General features: G+C 60.5%; 20 protein-coding genes. 14 read left to right on the top strand and 6 right to left on the bottom strand.

Annotated elements, in window-relative coordinates; translation table 11 throughout:
- Window positions 1-15 precede the first annotated feature (15 nt).
- The 3 genes from QPJ95_RS05700 to pdxR form a co-directional block, all read right to left on the bottom strand.
- Complete coding sequence (locus QPJ95_RS05700; RefSeq protein WP_270919355.1) at window positions 16-1,062, bottom strand: rod shape-determining protein; 1,047 nt, start codon at window positions 1,060-1,062, stop codon at window positions 16-18.
- Between the two features lie 770 nt (window positions 1,063-1,832).
- Window positions 1,833-3,407, bottom strand: coding sequence for a 2-isopropylmalate synthase (locus QPJ95_RS05695; protein ID WP_270919354.1), 1,575 nt, complete (start codon window positions 3,405-3,407; stop codon window positions 1,833-1,835).
- Window positions 3,408-3,612: 205 nt separating this feature from the next.
- Complete coding sequence (pdxR, locus tag QPJ95_RS05690; protein ID WP_270919353.1) at window positions 3,613-5,001, bottom strand: MocR-like pyridoxine biosynthesis transcription factor PdxR; 1,389 nt, start codon at window positions 4,999-5,001, stop codon at window positions 3,613-3,615.
- A gap of 99 nt (window positions 5,002-5,100) precedes the next feature.
- Between pdxR and QPJ95_RS05685 the strand changes: the two genes are divergently transcribed.
- Window positions 5,101-5,778, top strand: coding sequence for a pyridoxamine 5'-phosphate oxidase family protein (locus tag QPJ95_RS05685; protein WP_270919352.1), 678 nt, complete (start codon window positions 5,101-5,103; stop codon window positions 5,776-5,778).
- Window positions 5,779-5,832: 54 nt separating this feature from the next.
- Here QPJ95_RS05685 and QPJ95_RS05680 read toward each other — a convergent pair whose 3' ends face one another.
- On the bottom strand, window positions 5,833-7,302 hold the full coding sequence (locus QPJ95_RS05680; protein ID WP_270919351.1) for an MORN repeat-containing protein: 1,470 nt from the start codon (window positions 7,300-7,302) through the stop codon (window positions 5,833-5,835).
- A 165-nt stretch (window positions 7,303-7,467) separates the two neighbouring features.
- On the opposite strand from QPJ95_RS05680, the gene QPJ95_RS05675 reads away from it, so the two are divergent.
- The 10 genes from QPJ95_RS05675 (at window position 7,468) to QPJ95_RS05630 (ending at window position 17,144) form a co-directional block, all read left to right on the top strand.
- The gene (locus tag QPJ95_RS05675; protein ID WP_270919350.1) at window positions 7,468-9,126 is read left to right on the top strand and encodes an NAD+ synthase; all 1,659 of its coding nucleotides are present in this window, start codon (window positions 7,468-7,470) and stop codon (window positions 9,124-9,126) included.
- A 298-nt stretch (window positions 9,127-9,424) separates the two neighbouring features.
- The gene (locus QPJ95_RS05670; RefSeq protein ID WP_270919349.1) at window positions 9,425-9,682 is read left to right on the top strand and encodes a hypothetical protein; all 258 of its coding nucleotides are present in this window, start codon (window positions 9,425-9,427) and stop codon (window positions 9,680-9,682) included.
- Window positions 9,683-10,332: 650 nt separating this feature from the next.
- Window positions 10,333-10,665, top strand: a complete 333-nt coding sequence (locus QPJ95_RS05665) for a hypothetical protein (RefSeq protein WP_270919348.1) — start codon at window positions 10,333-10,335, stop codon at window positions 10,663-10,665.
- Entirely contained in the window at window positions 10,662-10,979 is a 318-nt protein-coding gene (locus QPJ95_RS05660) for a hypothetical protein (protein ID WP_270919347.1), read from the top strand. The genes QPJ95_RS05665 and QPJ95_RS05660 overlap by 4 nt, the downstream gene beginning before the upstream one ends.
- A gap of 40 nt (window positions 10,980-11,019) precedes the next feature.
- On the top strand, window positions 11,020-11,382 hold the full coding sequence (locus QPJ95_RS05655) for a regulatory protein GemA (RefSeq protein ID WP_270919346.1): 363 nt from the start codon (window positions 11,020-11,022) through the stop codon (window positions 11,380-11,382).
- 442 nt (window positions 11,383-11,824) lie between these two features.
- On the top strand, window positions 11,825-12,292 hold the full coding sequence (locus QPJ95_RS05650; RefSeq protein ID WP_270919345.1) for a hypothetical protein: 468 nt from the start codon (window positions 11,825-11,827) through the stop codon (window positions 12,290-12,292).
- Window positions 12,293-12,779: 487 nt separating this feature from the next.
- Window positions 12,780-13,409 (top strand): hypothetical protein, encoded by a 630-nt coding sequence (locus QPJ95_RS05645; protein WP_270919344.1) that lies wholly within the window; start codon window positions 12,780-12,782, stop codon window positions 13,407-13,409.
- Between the two features lie 115 nt (window positions 13,410-13,524).
- Window positions 13,525-14,856, top strand: coding sequence for an NAD(P)/FAD-dependent oxidoreductase (locus QPJ95_RS05640; RefSeq protein WP_270919343.1), 1,332 nt, complete (start codon window positions 13,525-13,527; stop codon window positions 14,854-14,856).
- A gap of 134 nt (window positions 14,857-14,990) precedes the next feature.
- Entirely contained in the window at window positions 14,991-16,316 is a 1,326-nt protein-coding gene (gene gltX, locus QPJ95_RS05635; RefSeq protein ID WP_270919342.1) for a glutamate--tRNA ligase, read from the top strand.
- Between the two features lie 456 nt (window positions 16,317-16,772).
- Window positions 16,773-17,144 (top strand): eCIS core domain-containing protein, encoded by a 372-nt coding sequence (locus QPJ95_RS05630; RefSeq protein ID WP_270919341.1) that lies wholly within the window; start codon window positions 16,773-16,775, stop codon window positions 17,142-17,144.
- A 113-nt stretch (window positions 17,145-17,257) separates the two neighbouring features.
- Here QPJ95_RS05630 and trxC read toward each other — a convergent pair whose 3' ends face one another.
- Window positions 17,258-17,683: a thioredoxin TrxC gene (trxC, locus tag QPJ95_RS05625; protein WP_270919340.1), complete on the bottom strand. Its 426-nt coding sequence runs from the start codon at window positions 17,681-17,683 to the stop codon at window positions 17,258-17,260.
- A 178-nt stretch (window positions 17,684-17,861) separates the two neighbouring features.
- On the opposite strand from trxC, the gene QPJ95_RS05620 reads away from it, so the two are divergent.
- Window positions 17,862-18,443, top strand: a complete 582-nt coding sequence (locus QPJ95_RS05620) for a L,D-transpeptidase (RefSeq protein WP_270919339.1) — start codon at window positions 17,862-17,864, stop codon at window positions 18,441-18,443.
- Between the two features lie 68 nt (window positions 18,444-18,511).
- On the opposite strand, the gene QPJ95_RS05615 is transcribed toward QPJ95_RS05620, so the two are convergent.
- A complete protein-coding gene (locus QPJ95_RS05615; protein ID WP_270919338.1) occupies window positions 18,512-19,156 on the bottom strand; it encodes an arylesterase in 645 nt (214 codons plus the stop codon).
- 49 nt (window positions 19,157-19,205) lie between these two features.
- Between QPJ95_RS05615 and QPJ95_RS05610 the strand changes: the two genes are divergently transcribed.
- Together QPJ95_RS05610 and QPJ95_RS05605 are read left to right on the top strand one after the other, a co-directional pair.
- Window positions 19,206-19,913 (top strand): ABC transporter ATP-binding protein, encoded by a 708-nt coding sequence (locus QPJ95_RS05610; protein WP_270919337.1) that lies wholly within the window; start codon window positions 19,206-19,208, stop codon window positions 19,911-19,913.
- Window positions 19,910-22,441 (top strand): ABC transporter permease, encoded by a 2,532-nt coding sequence (locus QPJ95_RS05605; RefSeq protein WP_270919336.1) that lies wholly within the window; start codon window positions 19,910-19,912, stop codon window positions 22,439-22,441. Before QPJ95_RS05610 ends, QPJ95_RS05605 begins: the two co-directional genes overlap by 4 nt.
- Window positions 22,442-22,450: the final 9 nt, after the last annotated feature.

Raw genomic sequence — 22,450 nt, 5'->3', positions numbered from 1 at the left:
CGAAAGGTAAGACCCTTAGCTGTCGTAATCAATTGCGTGGCGCAGTTGCTTTTCAAATTCCAGCGCCTTGCCAGTGCCCAGAGCCACGCAATTCAGACTTTCATCGGCAATCGACACCGCCAATCCGGTCTGTTCACGCAATGTCAGGTCCAGGTCGCCGAGCAGGGCGCCGCCACCGGTCAGCATGACGCCACGGTCGACAATATCCGCGGCCAGATCCGGCGGTGTGGCCTCAAGCGCTGTCATCACCGCTTCGCAGATTTGCTGAACCGGTTCGGCCAGCGCCTCGGCGATTTGCGCCTGACTGATCTCGATTTCCTTGGGGACGCCGTTCAGCAGGTCACGACCGCGAATCTGCATCGACTGGCCGCGGCCATCGTCGGGCATCCGGGCGGTGCCGATTGAGGTCTTGATGCGCTCAGCGGTGGCTTCACCGACCAACAGATTCTGCTGACGTCGCAGATAAGAAATAATCGCTTCGTCCATCCGGTCGCCGCCAACCCGCACCGAGCGCGCATAGACGATGTCACCCAGCGACAGGACCGCCACTTCGGTGGTGCCGCCGCCAATATCGACCACCATATTGCCGGTGGGGTCGGTGATGGGCATTCCAGCCCCAATGGCCGCCGCAATCGGTTCGGCAATCAGCCCGGCCTTGCGGGCCCCGGCTGACAGCACCGATTGTCGGATTGCCCGCTTCTCAACCGGCGTGGCACCATATGGCACACAGACGATAATCTTGGGTTTGGAGAAGGTTGACCGTTTGTGGACCTTGCGGATGAAGTACTTGATCATCTCTTCGGCGGTGTCAAAATCGGCAATGACACCTTCGCGCATTGGCCGGATCGCCTCGATCGAGCCGGGGGTTCGGCCCAGCATCAGCTTGGCGTCCTCGCCGACAGCCAGCACGGTCTTGACGCCATCCTTGACGTGATAAGCCACCACCGAAGGTTCGGACAGGATCACGCCCCGGCCTTTGACGTAGACCAGGGTGTTTGCTGTTCCAAGGTCAATAGCCATATCCGACGTGAACAGGCCGGACAAAAATCCAAAGATCGACATATTAAAGGGATCCTGTAAATGCTGTACCAGTGGCCCGCGACTCCGCGTAAATCGCGGGCATCAGATCTTATAAGCGGCACAGCGGCGTCGCGAAAGAGTGTTTTCTGTCCAACTAGCGCCTTTTCGCCGGGCGCGCCCGCTTTTCGCGGCTCAGGTCTTGGGTATTGGAGCCCGGTCTGCAGCCACTTCACTCCGGGTGCGGGTAAAGGCCGCCGCGCCACCCTGACACCGAGCTCCGCGCCAGCGCCAAGGCGCTGTAGCCCTGCCGTGATGTCGCAGCGAACCGGGCTGAGGGTTTACACACGACCGATAGGTAGCGGCCCAGCTTTAGTGGCCGCCTATTGATCTAGGCGGTGCACTCCCGCGCCTTTGCCGCTCATCACAGATGAGAGGCAAAGCCTTGGGCGTGGCGCCGCTGCGCGGCGCAGGTCAGCTGATTTGGCGGGTTTATCACTTCCTGGTGCAAGGCGCAGTGCGCACTTTTTGATCTGATGGCGCCCCGGTGTTTTATCAGACATATCTGCAGGTCGCCTTGGTTCTCAAATGAAGCCTGCAACTGCAGCCCATCAATGGCGCATTCAGGGCAGACCTGTCGCTGAAACGTTTCCCCCGCAACACTTTGCACCGCGTAGCGGTGCCGGGCCCAAGGCCCTAATCTGTTGCGGCGCAGCCGCACCAGCTTGGGGCGCGGGAGATCGCCGTTTCAAAGCCGCTGGGAAACAAAAAGGGCCACCCAGATGGATGGCCCCTCTCTATCCTGACGTCACCACTCAGGTGACGTCTTTATACGAGATCTCGCGGGTGTCGGCACCTTCACCAACTTTTCCACGGCGTATGATCAGCCGGTTCAGCGCGTTCACATAGGCCTTGGCCGAGGCCACAACCGTGTCGGTATTTGCGCTCTCACCGGTGGCAATCATGCCGTCCTCTTCCAGCCGCACCGAAACCGTGGCCTGGGCGTCGGTGCCCTCGGTCACCGCCTGCACCTGATACAGTTGCAGGCGGGCGGTGTTGGGGTGAATCTCCCGGATCGCCTTGAAGGTGGCATCCACCGGGCCGTCGCCACTGGCGGTGGCGCTGACATCCTGACCGTCGATCTCCATCTCAATGGTGGCTTCCGCCGGGCCGCCGGTGCCGCAGACCACCTTCATCGACACGATCTGCAGATGATCATTCTCGGCATCCTCGCCGGACCGCATCAGGGCGATGATATCGTCGTCAAACACCTCTTTCTTGCGGTCGGCCAGCTCTTTGAAGCGCACAAAGACGTCCCTGAGCTGGTTGTCACCCACCTCAAAGCCAAACTGCTGCAGCTTGTCGCGCAGCGCCGCCCGGCCCGAGTGTTTGCCCAGCGGCAATGACGTCCCGGACAGCCCCACATCCGAGGGCCGCATGATCTCGAACGTCTCGGCGTTTTTAAGCATGCCGTCCTGATGGATGCCAGACTCGTGGGCAAAGGCGTTCTTACCGACAATCGCTTTGTTGAACTGCACCGCAAAGCCGGACACCGCCGCCACCCGGCGCGAGATATGCATGATCTTTCGGGTGTCGATGCCGGTGCTCCAGGGCATGATGTCATTGCGCACTTTCAGCGCCATCACCACCTCTTCCAATGCGGTATTGCCGGCCCGCTCGCCGAGCCCGTTGATGGTGCATTCGATCTGCCGCGCGCCGCCAGCCACAGCTGCCAGCGAGTTCGCCGTCGCCATGCCCAGGTCATTGTGACAATGGGTGGCAAAGATCACCTCATCGGCGCCCGGCACCGTTTCGATCAGACGTTTGATCAGCTCAGCGCTTTCCACCGGGGCCGTGTAACCAACCGTGTCGGGGATGTTGATGGTGCTGGCACCGGCCTTGATGGCGATCTCGATCACCCGGCACAGATAGTCCCACTCGGTGCGGGTGGCATCCATCGGCGACCACTGCACGTTGTCGCACAGGTTGCGGGCATGGGTGACCGATTTGTGGATCACATCGGCCATCTCATCCATCGTCAGGTTTGGAATAGCGCGGTGCAGCGGCGAGGTGCCGATGAAGGTATGGATGCGGTTCTTCTCGGCGTGTCTTATCGCCTCCCAGCAGCGGTCTATATCGCCGGTCTTGGCACGCGCCAAGCCGCAGATGCGGCTATTGGTGGCGTTCTTTGCAATCTCGGATACGGCGTTGAAATCGCCCTCAGATGCAATTGGGAAGCCGGCCTCGATGATATCGACGCCCATGTCATCCAGCAGCCCGGCAATCTCGAGCTTTTCATTGTGGGTCATGGTGGCGCCGGGGCTTTGTTCGCCGTCGCGCAGGGTGGTGTCAAAGATCACCACGCGGTCTTTGTCAGATGTCATAGTCATATTGGGTATCTTTCGTGTCTGTCCTAAGCCAAATGGCGCGCTGGCGATCCCCTCTGAGCGGACGCGCCGAATGGCACGCTCAGAGGCGAGTTAGGATCAGTAGGCCACGCAGCGAGGCGCTGCAAACAGCAGCGGCAGGGGAAAGGATATGTGCGCGGTTGATCATGGCTGCGATTTATACATCCCCTTTGGTAAATGAAAAGCCTCAATCGGCAGAATTTTTGCAGCCCTGAAGAACCGCGCGCAGGGCGTCATATTGACCGGCAATGTCTTCTGGTTGCGACTGACAGAACCCGATGAGCAAGCCCTGTGCCTGACCTGACGGGTCACAGCCCGACAGCCCGCGAATGGCAAAGCCGGCTGCATTGGCGGCGGTGACGAGGGTTTGCTCATCCTGCGCTTGGTCCAAATGCAGGGCGATTTGCATCCCGGCCTCGTGCCTGCGGAACTGTCCCAGTTCAGCAGGCCAGCCCTCCAGCGCCTTTACGGCAGCGCCGTAGCGCTGGGCATAAAGCCGTCGGGCGCGGCGGATATGCCGGTCGTATTGCCCCGAGGCCATGAAGTCGGCCAGGGGTCGTTGGGCGGTAACGGCGGCACTGCTGGTGGGGTGTCTCAGGGCGGCGCGAAACCGGTCAACCAGCCCCGGCGGCAGGATCAGATAGCCCAGTCGCAGCGCATGGGAAAAGGTTTTTGAGAAGGTGCCGACATAGATGCATCGACCATCGTGATCCAGCGCCGCCATAGCGGCGAGCGGCTGACCTGCATAGCGAAACTCGCTGTCAAAATCATCCTCAACGATCCAGCCACCACAGCCTGCAGCGGCTTTTAGGAACGCCTGACGCATCGCTATGGGCAGGCTGCCCCCCAAGGGAAACTGGTGCGAGGGGGTCAGCACTGTCACCGGTGAAGGATGCGGTGGCAGCTGCACGCCCGATGCCGTCACCGGCATCCAGTTAACCTGCCACCCCCGCGCCGCAGCAAACATTTGGGTGGGCACATAGCCCGGAGCCTCCAGCGCCAGTTGCCCCTCGCGGACCAGCAGCGCCAAGGCCAGCTCCAGGCCGGCGCTGGCGCCACTGGTCACCAGAACCTGATCCGCCGTCGCCGTGATTCCGCGCCACCTGCCAGCATATGCCGCAATCTGCTGCCGTAGCTCAGGGTCTCCAAAAGGATCGTCAAGATGCACCAGCGCCTTGGGCGCCATGCGCGCGACCCGGGCGATGATTTTGGCCCAGGGCTGCACCGGAAAGACCTCCGGGTCCGGGGTGCCCGGCGCCAATAGTCCTGAGATGGCAGGGACAACCGCCGTGGCCGTAGCGGCTACCGCCATGGGAGTGGTCAGTGGCGCAATGTCGCAGACATAGATCCCCGATCCCCGGCGGCTTTCCAGATAGCCTTCGGCGACCAGCTGGTCATAGGCCAAGACAACCGTGGACCGGGCCACCCCGAGGTCCTGTGCCAGGGCGCGCGAGGCGGGCAGGCGGCGGCCCGCGCTCAGGCTTCCTTCGGTCATCTGCGCCCGCAATCCCGCGCTGATCTGCAAATAACGCGGCGCCGCAGCACTCGGGGACAGCAGGCGGGCAAGGTCAGGCATGATTGGACTGCTCATTATGTCAAAAAGTGGAGCTTAATAGAAGTCCACATTGTGGCTATCCGTCAAGCCAATTGATGAACTTGATAAAGGGCCCAGCAGATGCGCCAGACCTCCGCCGACAGTCTCAAGACAGACACACTCAAAACCGACCGCAGCCGCCTGCGCCGCGCCCACGAGAAGGGATCTTATGACCGCGACAGCCTGCATGCGGTGCTCGATGCGATGCCGCTGTGCCACATTGGCTATCAGATCGACGGCAAGCCCTCGGTGCTGCCAACCCTGCAATGGCGCGAGGGCGATCACATCTATTGGCACGGCTCCTCAGCCAGCCGCGCCATTCGCGCAATGGAGGCGGCGGATGTCTGCCTGACCGTCACCGTGCTGGACGGTTATGTGCTGGCACGCTCGGCCTTTCACCACTCGGTCAATCACCGGTCCGCGATGGTCTTTGGACGTCCGCAAAAGGTGACAGACACCGCCGCCAAACAGGCACATCTGAAAACCATGGTCGAGATGATCTTTCCCGGCCGCTGGGAAACCCTGCGGCCGATGACGGATCAAGAGGTCAAGGCGACAACGGTGCTGCGGATGCCAATCACCGAAGGGGCCGCCAAGCTGCGAAGTGGGCCGCCGGTGGATGATGACGAAGATTACGCCTTGGCGATCTGGGCTGGGGTGGTGCCGATGTCACTGCAGTTGCATCCCCCCGAGCCGGACCCGGCGAACCTGCAGGGTCTGGCGATGCCCGACCACCTCAGCCGCATTCGGATCGGTTGAGGTTACTGTAGGGTGCGTGCTTGCACGCACCGCCTGCCACTGGCTGACGCTGGCTTAGTTGCCAGCGTCATTTGTACCCGTGTTACTTGTGTCTGCGGTATCCGACGGCTCACCACTCACCGCTTCACCGGACGCGCCCCCCAGTGCACCATTGTCCCAACTGCCGCTGTCCTCTTCGCCGGTGGCATAACGCATGGTGCCAGAACCCTGACGCTTGCTGTTCAGAAAATATCCCTCATAAACGTCGCCATTGGCATAGGTGGCAACACCCTGACCACTGATTTTACCCTGCTGCCAGTCACCCTGGTAAACGAACCCGTCCGGCCTTTCGATTTTGCCGTTGCCATGGCGCTGCCCTTCGTAAAACGCGCCGGTGTAAATTGAGCCGTCGGCATAGGTGACCCTGGCCTCACCATGGCGCACACTGTTTTGCCAGTTGCCATCATAGCGATAGCCGTCGGTATAGGTCATGACACCCTGACCGTGGTTGCGCGCATTCTTGAAGGCGCCTGTATAGATCAGCCCGTTGGGGTATGTGGCGGTGCCCTGGCCTTCGATAACGCCCGCGATCCAGTCGCCCTCATAGGTCGATCCATCCCGGTAGGTGATCTTCCCCTGACCATCGGGCAGATCGGCGCGGAACTGGCCCTCATAGACCGAGCCGTCCGAATAGGTCACATGGCCCTGGCCCTCAATTTGGCCGCCCTGCCAGGCACCGGTGTAGACATATCCGTCGGTGCCAGAAAATATGCCCTGACCATGGCGCAGATCGTTGTTGTAGTTGCCGGTGTAAATATCGCCGCTGGCATAGGTCTGTTTGCCTTGCCCATGCCGCCGCCCGGCGTCCAGTGGCCCCTCATAGATATCGCCATTGGGCAGTGTCAGAACCCCGGTGCCATGCATCTGATCGTCGGCCCAGCTGCCGTCGTAGATCAACCCGTCAGGCAGGGTCAGTTTGCCCTGGCCATGCAGCTTGCCCGCCAGCACATCGCCTTTATAAACCGCACCATTGGGATAGGAGATCACTGCCTTGCCCTCTTTTCTGCCGTTCACCCATTCGCCGTCATATTCATAGCCGCCGGGGTTTTGCATGGTGCCGTGACCGGAGTGCTGGCCATCTACAAAGCCCCCTTCGTAGCGCACCCCATTGGCGTAGATAGAGATGCCCTGACCGTTGATGACACCATCGGCCCAGTTGCCCTCAAAGGTGCCCCCGTCTGAGAAGGTGATCTTGCCCAGCCCCTCTTGTTTGCCCTTGGCAAAGGCGCCTTCATAGACAGATCCATTGGGAAAACGCGCAACCCCCTGGCCGAGAACCTCGCCATCAACCCAATCGCCTGAATATTCATACCCGTTGGGCAGCCGATAGGTGCCGGTGCCATGCTGTAGCCCGCCGCGAAAGGTGCCTTCATAAACACCGCCGATTTCGTCCTGGGTTGAAATCACCGGGCCATCCTGCGCCAGTGCTGCCGAGCCCATCACGAGAGCCAGGGAAAATGCAAGTATGTTGCCAAATCGGATCATCGGAACCTCTGCCTGCGCCTGAATTAAACTGCCGCAGCGTATCACGGCTTGACGTAAAGCTAGGGCAGCCCGCAGTTTGCCGCAATGTCTTTTGCGTCTGCTCTCTTTCCCTTGATGCCAGATCTGTTAAATGGCTGCATTGGATTGTTAAAGGACTAGAGCAGGATGACTGATCGCTTCCGCGTAACCCTGGCCCAGCTGAACCCCATTGTGGGAGACCTGCCCGGCAATGCCGCCCAGGCCCTGCAGGCCTGGCAACAGGGGCGCGACGCCGGTGCCGATCTGGTGGCGCTGCCAGAGATGTTCATAACCGGTTACAATACCCAAGATCTGGTGATGAAACCCGCGTTTCATCAGGCCGCCATTACTGAGGTCGAAAAACTGGCCGCCGCAGTGACCGATGGCCCCGCACTGGCTCTGGGCGCGCCCTGGGTTGAGGGCGGCAAGCTCTACAACGCCTACCTGATCCTCAAAGGTGGCAAGATCGCCAGCCGTATCCTGAAACACCACCTGCCCAATGAAACCGTGTTTGACGAGGTCCGCATATTCTCCGCCGGACCGCTGGGCGGACCTTATGCGGTGGGCGATACCCGCATTGGCAGCCCGATCTGCGAGGATGGCTGGCACGAAGACGTCGCCGAAACCCTCGGGGAAACCGGCGCCGAATTTCTGCTGATCCCCAATGGCTCGCCCTATTACCGCAACAAGATGGAGGTGCGGTTCAACCACATGGTGGCCCGCGCGGTTGAGACCGGCCTGCCGGTGATCTATCTGAATATGGTTGGCGGCCAGGACGATCAGGTGTTTGACGGCGGCTCCTTTGCGCTGAACCCCAGCGGCGCACTGGCGCTGCAAATGCCGGTGTTTGACGCGGCAATCACCCATCTCGATCTGGAGCGCACCGCCGACGGCTGGCGCGCCGTCGATGGTGAAAAGGCACATCTGCCAGACGCGTGGGAGCAGGATTACCGTGTCATGGTCGAGTCTTTGCGCGACTACCTGCGCAAATCCGGCTTCTCCAAAGTGCTGCTGGGCCTGTCCGGCGGGGTGGATTCTGCCATTGTCGCCGCCATTGCGGTGGATGCGATCGGCCCGCAAAATGTCCGCTGCGTGATGCTGCCATCCGAATACACCAGCTCGGACTCGCTGGACGATGCCGAGGCGGTCGCTAAGGCGCTTGGCGTGCATTACGATTATGTCCCGATAGACGCGGGCCGAAGCGCCATCACCAATACCCTGGCGCCGCTGTTCGCCGGACGTGACGCCGATGTCACCGAGGAAAACATCCAGTCCCGCCTGCGCGGGCTGCTGCTGATGGCGATGTCCAACAAATTTGGCGAAATGCTGCTGACCACCGGCAATAAATCCGAGGTCGCAGTGGGCTATGCCACCATCTATGGCGACATGAACGGCGGCTACAATCCGATCAAGGACATGTATAAAACTCGCGTCTTTGAAACCTGCCGCTGGCGCAACGCCAACCACCGCCCTTGGATGAAGGGCCCTCTGGGCGAGGTGATCCGCGCCAATGTGATCGACAAACCGCCCACGGCGGAACTGCGAGACGACCAAAAAGACAGTGACAGCCTGCCGGACTACCCTGAGCTGGACGCCATTCTGGACATTCTGGTAGATCAGGATGGCTCCATCGCCGATTGCGTTGCTGCCGGTTTTGATCGCGATGTGGCCAAACGGGTCGAACACCTGCTCTATATCAGTGAATACAAACGCCACCAGTCCGCCCCCGGCGCCCGCCTGACGCCGCGCGCCTTCTGGCTCGACCGCCGCTACCCAATCGTCAACCGCTGGCGCGACCCCAGCTAAGGCCGCAGGCCTCAGCTCTGCTACTGATCTGGCGATTGACCCGGCTGGTTTCTCGTTGTCAAAAATACCTCCTGGGGGGAATGGACCGCCAATCTATTGGCTGTACAGAGGGGGCATCTGAGCGCTTTCATTAGGTTTGATTCCCCTCGACAAATTTTCATCATCAAATCAATCCCTTACAGATACGCAATTTCTTAGGGTTTGATGCCTTTGAGGGAATTCCAGCAATAATTTGGGGTGGGACACTTGAGATTGCATTAAATAACCCAATGAATTCAATAGGCGACCGTAGTCGATAGTGTCCACCGACCACCGCTCGTTACGCTATGACTTAACGATTAACGGTCATTCCTTGGCTTTGAACTCTTTTCCGCTCATCGTATTCAATGCCTCGGACCTCCCGAAGCCGGAACGCCTTGCTTACTTTCGCCGCCAGATCGAAGAGCAAAAGCTTGACCCCGGCACCCATAACGATGCGGCACATGCAGCCTTCATAGAAGCCACGCTTGCACGGCGGGACCGTGCGGAACGCAAAGCCGCGATTGCACGCTTGTAGGTGGTTCTGGGGCAAAGTGTGGCTGGTCAGAGCGTATCCGCTTGGTGCAAGAATAGTACGGGTCAGAAGGCACCTCAAAACCCCGTTTAGAGGTCCTATTAAGGGCCGTTAAAGGGGTTGACCCGATCAACTATGCGCCTGCTTTACTGGACAACTTCAAAGGCAAGAGCTCAACGGCAGAAAACACGCCTCAGGCATGGTCCTTTTTCTGACGACAATCCGAGATGCAGCGCCAGAATTCCCATTGATACAGGCTTGGCGCGACACACGCGATATAGGGCGCAAGTCTGGTTGGGCGTGGCCGTCTTATCCCACTGTCTACCGGCGTTGGAAGGCGATGGGCGAGGCTCAGAAACTTGCAGCACGGCACGGGCGAGCCGACGCGGCAAAACAGCTTACCCAGCCCGCACACCGCGACAAAACGTCTATCGGAGTTCTGGAATGGGTTTCGCTTGATGGCCGGATGCAGGATTTTTGGGTGGATTGGGGCGATGGGCGGGCTGTTCGGCCTATCATGCTGGCGCTTGTTGATGTGGCTACCAAGGAGTGCGTCGAGTTCTAGTGGTGGATGAAGCGCAATACTTATACCAAAAAATCCCAAGACCGGACAAACTGGTGAAGCTTTTGAATGGCTTCGCGCCACAGCTGACATGGGTGGCTTTGACCTGGTGTTCTGCGGAGACCTCCAGCTGCCCAATGCCATCAACGCTATGCCTCAGTTGCAAAGCAGGATGTTGCGTCCGGTGATCGTCAAAGAGGTGAGCCGCGCAGATGTAGCCGCAGTGGTTGAAGGCACTGCCTTTGCTAGTGAGAGGGCAATTGATGCCCTGCACGCGGTTGCGCGGCAGAAAGGTGGACTACGCAATGTGGCCAATGTCACACGAATTGCCCAGCTTTTTTCTGGAGCAGGCAACCCCACACCAGCCCATTTGAAGGCTGCGATACTGGATTTGAAGCTGGCACCTAGGGGAGCGAAACTATGAGCGGGACAATAGCGGTTGAAATTGAGGTATCCGAAGCCCCAGACCAGATTTCGCAACGGTGCGATGGCTTGGTGGATTTACTGCACTTTTACCTTCAAGCAGGAGAGGTTGTCAGCCTTCTTCGTAAGCAGATCAGCGGTGGAGAACATCACCAGAACCCAGCCCTCGTACATTCGCTAATTTCCGTTCTAGACGATGCACTCAACCAGCACTGGAGCGTCAAGGCCAGTCAGGCGATTAATTGCGTTGAGAACCTGGGTGGCGCATTTCTCCTAGAGGCCGCCTCACTCAAGGAGGCTGTTCATGCTGCTTAGTCGCAAATAAATCGCACTGCTCCACGTTGCCAAGGGGAAATTGAAACTTTCAGAGGTGAGTTTCCGGTCTGCGCTGGTCCAGATCGGCGGCGTTGCCAGTCTGAAGGATCTGGACCAACAGGGCTTTGAAGCCCTCATTGGGTTCTTTGAATATCTGGGTTTTGCGCCGCTGGTGACGCAAGGGCGCACCTATGGAAAACGCCCTGACATGGCGTCACTTGCCCAGATCGAGTTAATCCGCACCTTGTGGGGTGAGTTCACTCGTGGCGCTTATGATGGTGAGGACGAATTGAACAAGTGGCTTGAACTTAGTTGGAAGATTTCCAGTCTGCGCTTTCTCAAAGTGGAGACTGCCCGCAAGATAATCACGGCACTCAAGGCGATGAAGGCCCGAGCGGCTTAGGACCGTCTGAGCTTCTTGCCAAGAGGAGGGCGGCGCGAGAAATCGTACCGCCCTTAGCATTTACAGAAAAGCGGTCCACGGAAATTAGCCCGTACAGTTTCTGAAGTGGCCAGTCCTGCATGGGCACCTCATGAAATTCCACAAAGGCCCTTTAAGTGGTATTTAACGCGGCTCTCAGGCGGCAACCCGACTGCCCGCTACCATGCCATCGCTCGCGATATCCAGAAAAATGCAATTTGCTGATGGTTTTGCTTTCGATATGATTATTCGTGCTGACCGGCGCATGTGACCGTCAGGCTCATAACCTGAAATCGTTTCGGACGTTAGAGGCGGGGCCGATCAGCACTCCTCCACATTCAATGCACCCGCACCCTGGTGCGGGTTAATTTATATCCGCCGCCTTCCTATCCTGTCCCAGATTATCCCGACAGGAGACCATCAGGTGACAGCTCTTACATCCGACCGAAACACGCCATCCACTCTTGGTGACATACGGCAAGGCTCCATGGCCGCCGACGAAAAGATTTTCGCCGGAGCATTCGTCATGCGCAATGCTGCTGGCTACCTGGTCAAAGGCGTTACCGGGTTGAACTTGATCGGCGTAGGGCGTGCCGAAGACACGATCGACAACACCGGTGGGGCAAATGGGGGCGCGTCGCTGACCTATCGCGCTGGCGTGTTTCGATACGTCAACGACGGCACTGACCCCATCACCATGGCCGATATCGGACAGGTTTGCTTTGTGATTGATGACCAGATCGTCGCCAAGACAGATGGGACCGCCACCCGCTCTCGCGCCGGAATTGTTGAGCTGATCGAGACCCAAGGTGTTTGGGTGCGCTTCGACGAAGCCCTGGCCCGCGCGGCTGTGCTATCGCCGCGAGAATATAAACCACCCCAACTTCAATAACTCGAGCACAGGGTCAGATACAATGAACTTACCGGCCAGACCGTTCCCAAAACCTCCGACACAGGTCGAAATCTATGTGAAAACCCTTGGAACGGACCTGACAATTGAATTCCTGTTAAAGTTCGGTGGGGCAGAACTTTATATCCCAGAGGCACCCCAGGAGCGTTCACGGTTAACGGTATTGATCGGAATTGAGAAAACTAAAGAACTGGCTAAGCAGGACCACTCCCCCCCCCCCAAAAGACTCCCCCCCCCATACATAGAATCACCTATCTGAGATCACCCTTCCGGCTGAACTGTCTCCGATCCCGCAACAATGCCGTGAGCCTGCCGAATTGTCGCCGCATCACCGCCATTCATCGGGCATTTTCGACGAATTTGAGGCAAAATGAACAAAGCTGTGGCGAAACGGTCTAATTGTCATTTTCGGTCGGGCAGGCTCCAGGACAGGTGCCACTGCCCAGGTTTGATGTTGAGGAGCTGCCAAATGGGACAGAATTATCAGCCGGATTTTGACAAGCTGATCCAGGGACAAAGCACCATGGCCAGCGATGCGGAAATCATGGCGGAAATCCGCAAGGTGATGATTGCCGACACGGTTGTGCACCCCGAGAGTGTCAGGCCCCGGAAACGGCAGCCAAAGCCAACAGTGACAGCCACACCACAAAGCCCGTCTCCAGTGAAAACCGGGGGCCGTCGGCTCGCTCTGCGCCGGCTCACAGGCTACCAGCCCCGCTGGAGCCACAACCTGCTGATCCTGGCACTGGCGGCACTGCTCTACAGCCCGATGGCGGTGGTGACGGTGGTGACCCTGTTGCTGGCCGCACTGGCGCTGTTGTTCTGGAGTGTCGGGCCGGGTCGGCTGGCGACTTTTGGCCGCGCTTGTTTCGGCCACTACCACCGACTGCTGCCGGTGCAGGCGGATCAGGTCACGGATTGGGCCAACCGGGTCAGTGACCGGATGCAGGCCCTGTCTAACCGACTGCCCGCTGGTTTGACCCAGGGGCTCTATCTGCCCAGTTTCTCCCGCCAACCGATGGCTGAGCTGGATCTGGTGGAACCTTTTGACCGGCTGTTGGCGCGGCGCCGCGGTGAGCGTCAAGCCACCGCCGAGTGATCCGGCCCAGCTCCCAGCCGCACAGCGGCTGATTTCCCTTTTCACGGGTTCCGGGTCTTTGCATAGTGCAGCACATTGAACCTGCCCGTGAACCTGCCTGTGTCGGAGTCTCTATTTGCCTGGTCCTGAATTGCCGTCCTTTCCCGAGGACAAACGCCTGCCTAAATCTGTGGATACCGTGGTCATCGGCGGTGGTATCGTCGGCGCCGCAACCGCGCTGGAACTGGCGACGCGCGGCGTGTCGGTGCTGCTCTGTGAAAAAGGCCGTATCGGCGGTGAACAAAGCTCCCGCAATTGGGGCTGGGTGCGCCTGTCACAGCGCGACCCGCGTGAAATCCCGCTGATGATCGAGTCGATGTCAATCTGGCAGGGGCTAGAGGCCCGCACCGGCTACCGCACCGGCTATCATCGCTGCGGCAGCCTGTTTGTGGCCAATGGCGCCAAGCGAAGCGCGCATTTGCAGCGCTGGGCCCAGAACCTGCAAGACAGTGATGTTGCCAGCCATATGGTCAGCGGCGCTGCGCTGCAGGCCCTGTTGCCGGGCCACCGGGGCCCGATCCACTCGGCGCTTTCGACACCATTGGATGGCCGTGCCGAGCCGCAATGGGCAACCCACGCCATTGCCATGGGCGCACGCGACGCCGGGGCCGCTGTGATGACCCATTGCGCGGTGCGCTCTGTGGAGCTGCAGGCGGGCCAGATCGCCGGAGTGATCACCGAACGGGGCCGGGTGGCCTGCCGCTCGGTGGTGGTGGCCGGCGGCGCCTGGTCGCGGCTGTTCCTTGGCAATGCCGGGATCTCTCTGCCCCAGCTGAAGGTGCTGAACTCGGTGCTGCGCTGCTCAGCGGTGGCGGGCGGGCCGGACGTCGCCCTCTGGGCGGATGGCTACGCCCTCAGGAAGCGCGCCGACGGCGGCTATACCGTGGCCAATGGCACTGAGAACATGGTCGATATCGTGCCCGACAGCCTGCGCCTGGGGCTGCAATTCCTGCCGGCCTTTCTCAGCGAGTGGCGCTCGCTGCGGTTTCGCCTGTCGGGGCGCTGGCAGGAGGAGGCCGCCCAGTCGCGACGCTGGACGCCAGATCAGCAAACCGCATTTGAACAGTACCGGATCCTCGACCCGGCCGCCTCGCAATCGGCGCTGAAATCCGGCTGGGCGTCCGCGCAGCAGGCCTTTCCCTTTTTACAACAGGCCGAGGTGGTGCAAAGCTGGGGCGGCTTGATCGACGTCACCCCGGATGCCATTCCGGTGATCTCACCGGTGGAGCAGCTGCCGGGGCTGTTCATCGCAACCGGCTTCTCCGGTCACGGCTTTGGCATTGGCCCAGGGGCGGGGCGATTGATGGCAGATATGGTCACTGGGGCTACTCCGATTGTCGATCCACAGGCCTTTCGTCTGTCGCGGTTCAGCGATGGCAGCCGGGTGCGTCTGGACAACGGCACCTGACCTCAGAATTCCGGCCAGGGTTTCTTTTTGCTAAAATACTCGCGCCGCAGGCCCGCGCCTCTGGCGCGGCTCACGCGCATCAACTGGACAAAACCTTGCCTATGTGAGATGGGCAGGGCAACAGGAGACATGTGATGACCACCACCCGTTTTGCCCCGTCGCCCACCGGATATATCCACGTTGGCAACCTGCGTACCGCGCTGATGAACTACCTGATCGCCCGCAAGGCCGGCGGCACCTTCATTCTGCGTATCGACGACACCGACCCAAACCGGTCCGAGGAAAAATATGTCGATGCCATCAAGCGGGACATGGAATGGCTTGGCCTGACCTGGGACCGGGTTGAGCGCCAGTCCGAACGGCTGGAACAATACGCCGATGCCGCCGCCAAGCTGCGCGACATAGGTCGCTTCTACGAGGCGTTTGAAACCCCGATCGAGCTGGACCTGAAACGCAAAAAACAGCTCAACATGGGCAAACCGCCGGTCTATGATCGCGCTGCACTGGCGCTGTCGGATGCTGAAAAAAACACCCTGCGCGGCGAGCGTGGCGATGGTGTCTGGCGCTTCAAACTGGATCTTGAGCGGATCGAGTGGAACGATGGCGTGCTGGGCGATATCTCGATTGATGCCGCTTCAGTCTCCGACCCGGTGCTGATCCGCGGTGACGGCCAGGTGCTCTATACTATCGCGTCGGTGGTCGATGACACCGAAATGGGCGTCACCAATGTGGTGCGTGGCTCCGATCACGTGACCAATACCGCCACCCAGATCCAGATCATCAAGGCGCTGGGCGGCACCCCGCCCGAATTCGCCCACCACTCATTGCTGACCGGCCCTCAGGGCGAGGCCCTGAGCAAACGTCTGGGCACATTGGCGCTGCGCGATCTGCGCGAACAGGGGGTGCAGCCGATGGCACTGCTGTCGCAGATGGCCCGTCTTGGCTCCTCCGATCCGATTGAGCTGCGCTCTGAGATGGCCGAGCTGATCGACGGTTTCGACCTCAACCGCTTTGGCGCGGCGCCCACCAAATTTGACGTACAGGACCTGTTCCCGCTGACCGGTCGCTATCTGCAGTCCCTGCCGCTGGAAAAGGTGCAGTCCGACCTCGACGCGCTGGGCGTTCCGGCAGACAAACAACCCGCCTTCTGGGATGTGGCCAAAGAGAATATCACCACCCTGGGTGATCTTGAGACCTGGTGGAGCCTGTGCCGCGATGGCGCCGAGCCGCTGATCGCGGATGAGGACAAAGAGTTCATTGCCCAGGCGATGGCGCTGCTGCCCGAGGGTCCCTATGACGCGGACACCTGGAAAACCTGGACCACCGCGGTGAAAGAGGCCACAGGCCGCAAGGGCAAGGGCCTGTTCATGCCGCTGCGCCACGCGGTGACCGGCATGGAGCGTGGCCCGGACATGAGCGCGCTTCTGTCGCTGATGCAAGTGGTCCGCGCCCGCGGCTAACCGGGTTTCTCTCCTGAATTTTGAACCGCGCCTGCCAGATTGGCGGGCGCGGTTTTTTGTTGCCCTTTATCGCCCCGACCGTTCGCTCAATTAGCGTCAGCTTTACCCCGGTCTGGCAAAACGCTCCCCAATCGCGATTACCGCCGGGCCTGACATCCCCGGCACCTGGAACAGGGCCCCGCAAAGACTGGGGCGCGCAGAGACAACGTTTAGCACACGGGATTGATCTCCCGTCCAAATCCGCTTTGGTGGCGCCGCCACTTCTATCACCCGATTTAGCAATATTTGAGTGCAACCTGACTGTAGTACCGGAGGCCACGCGCTGACCGGCCTATTGACCTGCGGCAAGGTTATGATCCAGCACGTCGTTGTGTGGGTGAAATTTGACAGAATCCTCAGGAAATCTATTCTGGCCTGCAAGTCCAACGCGTGTTTCTACAGGAAGTGGAGTCTCCAATGGCCAAAAGCCCAGAAGAAATTGCCGCCATGGTCGAGGCCACTGGCGGTAAGAAGGCCAAACGCAAGGCGCTAAAAAACGCGCCCGAAGGAACCAAAGAAAAGAAACTGCCGAAAGATGTCCGTGACGGTCTGGAAAAGCACTTTGGTGCGAAGCTGGCCAAAGTGCGGGTGCACACCGGTGGCAACACCAAAGAGATCTGCAAAGAGCTCAAGGCCAAGGCATTTACCCAAGGGCCCAACGTGTACTTCATGCGTCCCGGGGATGCCAAGAAACCCGAAACGCTGGTGCATGAACTTGCCCATGTGCTGCAACAAACACGGGGCAAGGTCGCCAAGGTCAAAGAGGGCGAAGCACTGATCGCCAAGTAGCGTCAGTGGCAGTTCTCATATGGAAATGGTCTCGTTCAGATTGTCATCTGGCTGCCCGGGGCTCCGCCCGTTCGGGGTTGAAACACTTCCCCAGAGTGTTTCCCAGCCACCCCTCACCCTTTGACCCAGCCGACAATCTGACCTTCCCGCAGGGCACCCGACTGACGTTTCTTTTCCTTGCCACGCTCAAAGGCGATCATCGTGGGGATGCCCTTGATACGATAGCGCGCTCCGGTGGATTGGTGGGCCTGGGTGTTCAGCTTGACCAGCCGCGCCTTGCCGCTCAGCTTTTTGGCCGCCTTGGTGAACTCAGGTCCCATTGCCTTGCAGGGTCCACACCAGGGCGCCCAGAAATCGACGATCAGCGGCAGGTCATCGTTCTGCGCCGCCTTTTGCAACACCGCCGGGTCCACATCCACTGGCTTGACCGGCATCAGCGCCGCGCCGCAGGTGCCACAGATCGGCGCCGCGCGCAGTTTGTCCTCGGGGACCCGGTTCAACTGGGCACAAGACAGACAGGTCAGGGTTTTCGCCCCCATGATGCATCCTCCGCAACTGTATTCGAATTCCCGTATAGGCTTTGTGGCCCGGGGCTCAAGTTCAATTAATCGTCATCCAAGGTGATCGTGAAACAAGACATACAACCGCTAAAACCGTTGACCCAACTGGCCGCTGCGCCAACTGTGAACTCAGTGTTCCCAATTTACGAGTGTTGCCATGTTCCCTATCTGCCTTAATCGACGCCGTTTCCTCCACTCTGCTGTTGCTGGCGGGGCTGCCTTGTCGCTGCCCCATTTGGCAAGGGCCAGATCAAAGCCCGCAGTGTTTGACCCCACACCGCAAGAGGTGCGGATCAAAAAAGAGTTTGAGCCGGGGCAGATGCTGATCCTGCCGCGCTCATACTATCTGTATCTGGTCACCGATAAGCGCAAAGCGATGCGCTACGGTGTTGGCGTTGGCAAGGCGGGGTTGGAGTTCACCGGCGCGGCGGTGATCGAGGTCAAAAAGGAATGGCCGACCTGGCGTCCGACCGATGAGATGATCGAGCGCGAACCCCGCAGCTATGCGAAGTTTGTCGACAACAAATATGTGCAGCCCGGAGGTCCCGATAACCCACTGGGCGCGCGGGCGCTCTATCTGTTCCAAAACGGTGTCGACACCTATTTCCGCATCCATGGCACCACCCAGCCGCAAACCATCGGCCAATCCGTTTCAAATGGCTGCATCCGCATGCTGAACGAGCACGTCATTGACCTGTATCAGCGGGTTCCACTGGGAACTGTGGTGACGGTTCTTTGACCGGTTCAACATAACCAACTTTGCCGTTTGCGCTAATTTCCCTTGGCCGGCCCGCCGCCTGGCAAGAGCTAGGGACCGGAAATTCGCGCCACCAGTTTCAACGCTACAGGCCCCAGCGCCGCGACATTCAGCGCCACGCCTTCGGCATTGGGGTGAATGCCATCGCCCTGCAAATAGCGCTGTGCGGCGACCGGATCGCCAGAGACCTGCGCGGATATCCCGGCAAAGGCATCCTCAAACAGCAGGCTGTCATATTGCGCTGCCAGATCGCCATAGATCGCATCAAACTCGGCCTTGTAGACGGGTCCAAAATTGCCCGGTGCCAGCATCCCAATCAGCAGCACCTCGACCCCCTGTGCTTGGGCTGCGGACAGAATGGCCGACAGATTGGTCTTGGCCCTGTCGGCTGGCATGCCGCGCAGCAGGTCATTGCCACCCAGCAGTACGATCAGCCCCTGAGGATCATCGCTCAGCGTCCAGTCGATCCGCGCCGCGCCGCCCGCCGTGGTGTCGCCCGACACACCGGCATTGGTCAGCGTCACCTCGGCGCCGTGGTCCGTCAGCCAGCTCTGCAGTTGCGGCACCAGCCCCTGATCCGGGCCCAAACCATAGCCATGCACCAGACTGTCGCCAAATGCGGTGATGCGCAGCGGTTCGGCCAGGGCCCCGGTGGTAATAAATATAAAGGCCAAAGCGGCCAGCACCTTGTGCATTTCTGTAGAACCTCCATATCGCTACGATAAACCAATTAGGCAGAGCCCCATGACATTGCAAACCACCGCTCCAATTCTTCGTCTCCAAGATGCGTCTTTGTCGCTGAATGGCAATACCGGAGTGGTGGATATCCTGCAGCAGATCAATTTGGATGTTGCTGTCGGCGAGACACTGGGGCTGGTCGGCCCCTCGGGCTCGGGCAAGTCGTCGCTGCTGATGCTGATGGGCGGGCTGGAACAGGCCAGCGGCGGCATCATCACCGCGCTGGGCCAGGATCTGACCGCCATGAACGAGGACGCGCTGGCCCGGTTCCGCCGCGACCACATGGGCGTGGTGTTCCAGAGCTTCCACCTGATCCCCACCATGACCGCACTGGAAAACGTCGCCACGCCGCTGGAACTGGCCGGCCACACCGATGCCTTTGAGCGGGCCCAGGCTGAACTAGAGGCAGTGGGGCTGGGCGCGCGTGCGGGTCATTTCCCGGCGCAGCTGTCGGGCGGCGAACAACAGCGGGTGGCGCTGGCCCGCGCGGTGGCACCACGGCCTGACATTCTGCTGGCGGATGAACCCACCGGCAATCTGGACGAGGCCAATGGCCGCGCGATCATGGACCTGTTGTTTGACCTGCGCGACCGCCATGGTGCCACCCTGATCATGGTCACCCACGCCCCCGAACTGGCGGCGCGCTGTGATCGTGTGGTGCATCTGCGCGATGGTCATATTGATGCCGCAGCCAATCAAAAGGCCGCGGAATGAGCTCCCTGTTTCCCTCCCTGTCGCTGGCCTGGCGCTTTGCCCGCCGCGAGCTGCGTGGTGGGCTGCGAGGGTTTCGTATCTTTCTGGCCTGTCTGGCGCTTGGCGTTGCGGTGATCGCCGCCATTGGCACCGTGCGGGCCTCGATTGAATATGGCCTGTCCAGTCAGGGCGCGGTGATCCTTGGCGGTGACGCCGAGATGGAGTTCACCTATCGCTTTGCCGATGACGACAGCCGCGCCTGGATGGCAGACCGCGCCACCACAGTGTCCGAGATCGCCGAGTTCCGTTCCATGGCGGTGGTGGGCGAGGATCGCGCCCTAACGCAGGTCAAAGCGGTGGATGATCTGTACCCATTGACTGGCACCGTAGAGCTGGCGCCACCGATGCCACTAGAGCAGGCCTTGGCTGGCGCCGACGGAGTACCGGGTGCGGTCATGCAGCTGGCCTTGTCGGCGCGTCTGGGGCTGCTGCCGGGTGATGTCTTTCAACTGGGCACGCAGGATTTTCGTCTGATGGCGGATATCGTGGTTGAACCGGATGCGGCGGCTTCGGGCTTTACCATTGGGCCACGCACCTTGGTCGCAACCCATGCGCTGCAAGCCTCGGGTCTGCTGGCCCCTGGCACCTTGTTTGAAACCAAATACCGCATGGATCTGCCGGACGGCACCGATCTGGAGATGATCAAGCAACAGGCGCTGAGCCAGTTCGGGGACAGCGGCATGCGCTGGAGCGATGCCCGTAACGGCGCCCCCGGTATCACCCGGTTTGTCGAGCGACTGAGCTCGTTTCTGATCCTTGTTGGCCTGTCCGGTCTGGCGGTTGGTGGCATCGGGGTCTCGGCTGCGGTGCGGGCCTATCTGGCGACCAAGACCTCGACCATTGCCATCCTGCGCACCCTTGGCGCTGATCGATCAACCATCTTTCTGACCTATTTCCTGCAGATTGGCGCCTTGGCGCTACTGGGGATCGCCATTGGTCTACTGATTGGCGGCTTGGGACCGGTGCTGCTGGGGCCACTGATTGCGGCGCAGCTGCCGTTCCCGGCGGATTTCTCACTGTCCCCCTCGGCGCTGGCTGAGGCGGCAATTTATGGCGGGCTGACCGCCTTTATCTTTACCCTCTGGCCACTGGCCCGCGCCGAACGCATTCGGGCCGCAGCGCTGTTTCGCGATGCTTTTGCGGGTCGCAACCACCTGCCTGCACCGCGCTATCTGCTGGCCACCGCCCTGGCGCTGGCGCTGCTGGTGGGATCGGCGGCGCTGTTTAGCGGATCGCCTGAATTGACCCTGTGGAGCGCCGCTGGTTTGGCAGCGGCACTGTCGGTGCTGCTGCTGGCGGCGCTGGCGCTTGGCGCTGTGGCGCGGCGCTCAACCCGATTGGCGCGGGGGCGTCCGGCGCTGCGCTGGGCACTGTCGGCGATTGGCACTGCCCGTGACGGCGCCACTCCGGTTGTGCTGTCGTTGGGACTGGGGCTGACGGTGCTGGCGGCGATTGGCCAGATCGACGGCAACATGCGCCGCGCCATTGGCGATAACCTGCCAGACCGCGCGCCGTCTTATTTCTTTGTCGATATCCAACGCGACCAGATGCCGGCCTTTGCCAAACGCATCAATGATGATCCGGCAGTGTCGAAAATGCAAAGCGCGCCGATGCTGCGCGGCGTTGTCACCAAGATCAACGGCCAGCCCGCGCGCGAAGTTGCCGGCGATCACTGGGTGGTCCGGGGCGACCGCGGCATCACCTATGCGGGCGCGCAGCCCGAGGGCACCCAGATCACCGCCGGCAGCTGGTGGCCAGAGGATTACAGCGGTCCGCCGCAGATCAGTTTTGCCACTGAGGAGGCCGAGGAACTGGGGCTGCAGCTGGGCGACAGCCTGACCCTGAATATTCTTGGCCGCGACATCACTGCAAGTATCACCAGCCTGCGCGAAGTGGATTTCTCCAGCGCCGGAATGGGCTTTGTGCTGGTGCTGAACGAGGCGGCGCTGGCCAAGGCACCGCACAGCTTTATCGCTACGGTTTATTCCGACGAGCAGGCCGAGGCGCAGATCCTGCGCGATCTGGGCCGCGACATGCCCAATGTCACCGCGATCCGGGTGCGCGACGCGATTGAGCGGGTGTCCGAGATCCTGCGCCAGATCGCCTCGGCCACCGCTTACGGTGCGGCAGCAACGCTGCTGACCGGGTTTCTGGTGCTGCTGGGGACCGCTGCTGCGGGGGAGCCGGCACGGCGCTACGAGGCGGCGCTGCTGAAAACCCTTGGTGCGTCACGGGCGCGTATTCTGGCCAGCTTTGCCCTGCGCTCGGTTATTCTGGGGGCAGGGGCCGGGTTGGTGGCACTGGCGGCCGGAACCGCAGGGGCCTGGGCGGTGAACACATATGTGTTTGAAATCAGCTATCAGGTGATCTGGCCCAATGCGCTTGCCATCATCGCCGGCGGTGTGCTGGCCACTCTGCTGGCCGGGCTGGCCTTTGCCTGGCAACCGCTGGCGACCCGTCCGGCCGGGCAGCTTCGGTCCCGCGAATAGGATCAAATC

It is taken from the genome of Parasedimentitalea psychrophila (assembly GCF_030285785.1).
Taxonomy (GTDB): Bacteria; Pseudomonadota; Alphaproteobacteria; order Rhodobacterales; family Rhodobacteraceae; genus Parasedimentitalea; species Parasedimentitalea psychrophila.
The sequence above is the reverse complement of the archived record's forward strand: the minus strand, read 5'-3'. Positions and strand labels throughout refer to the sequence as shown.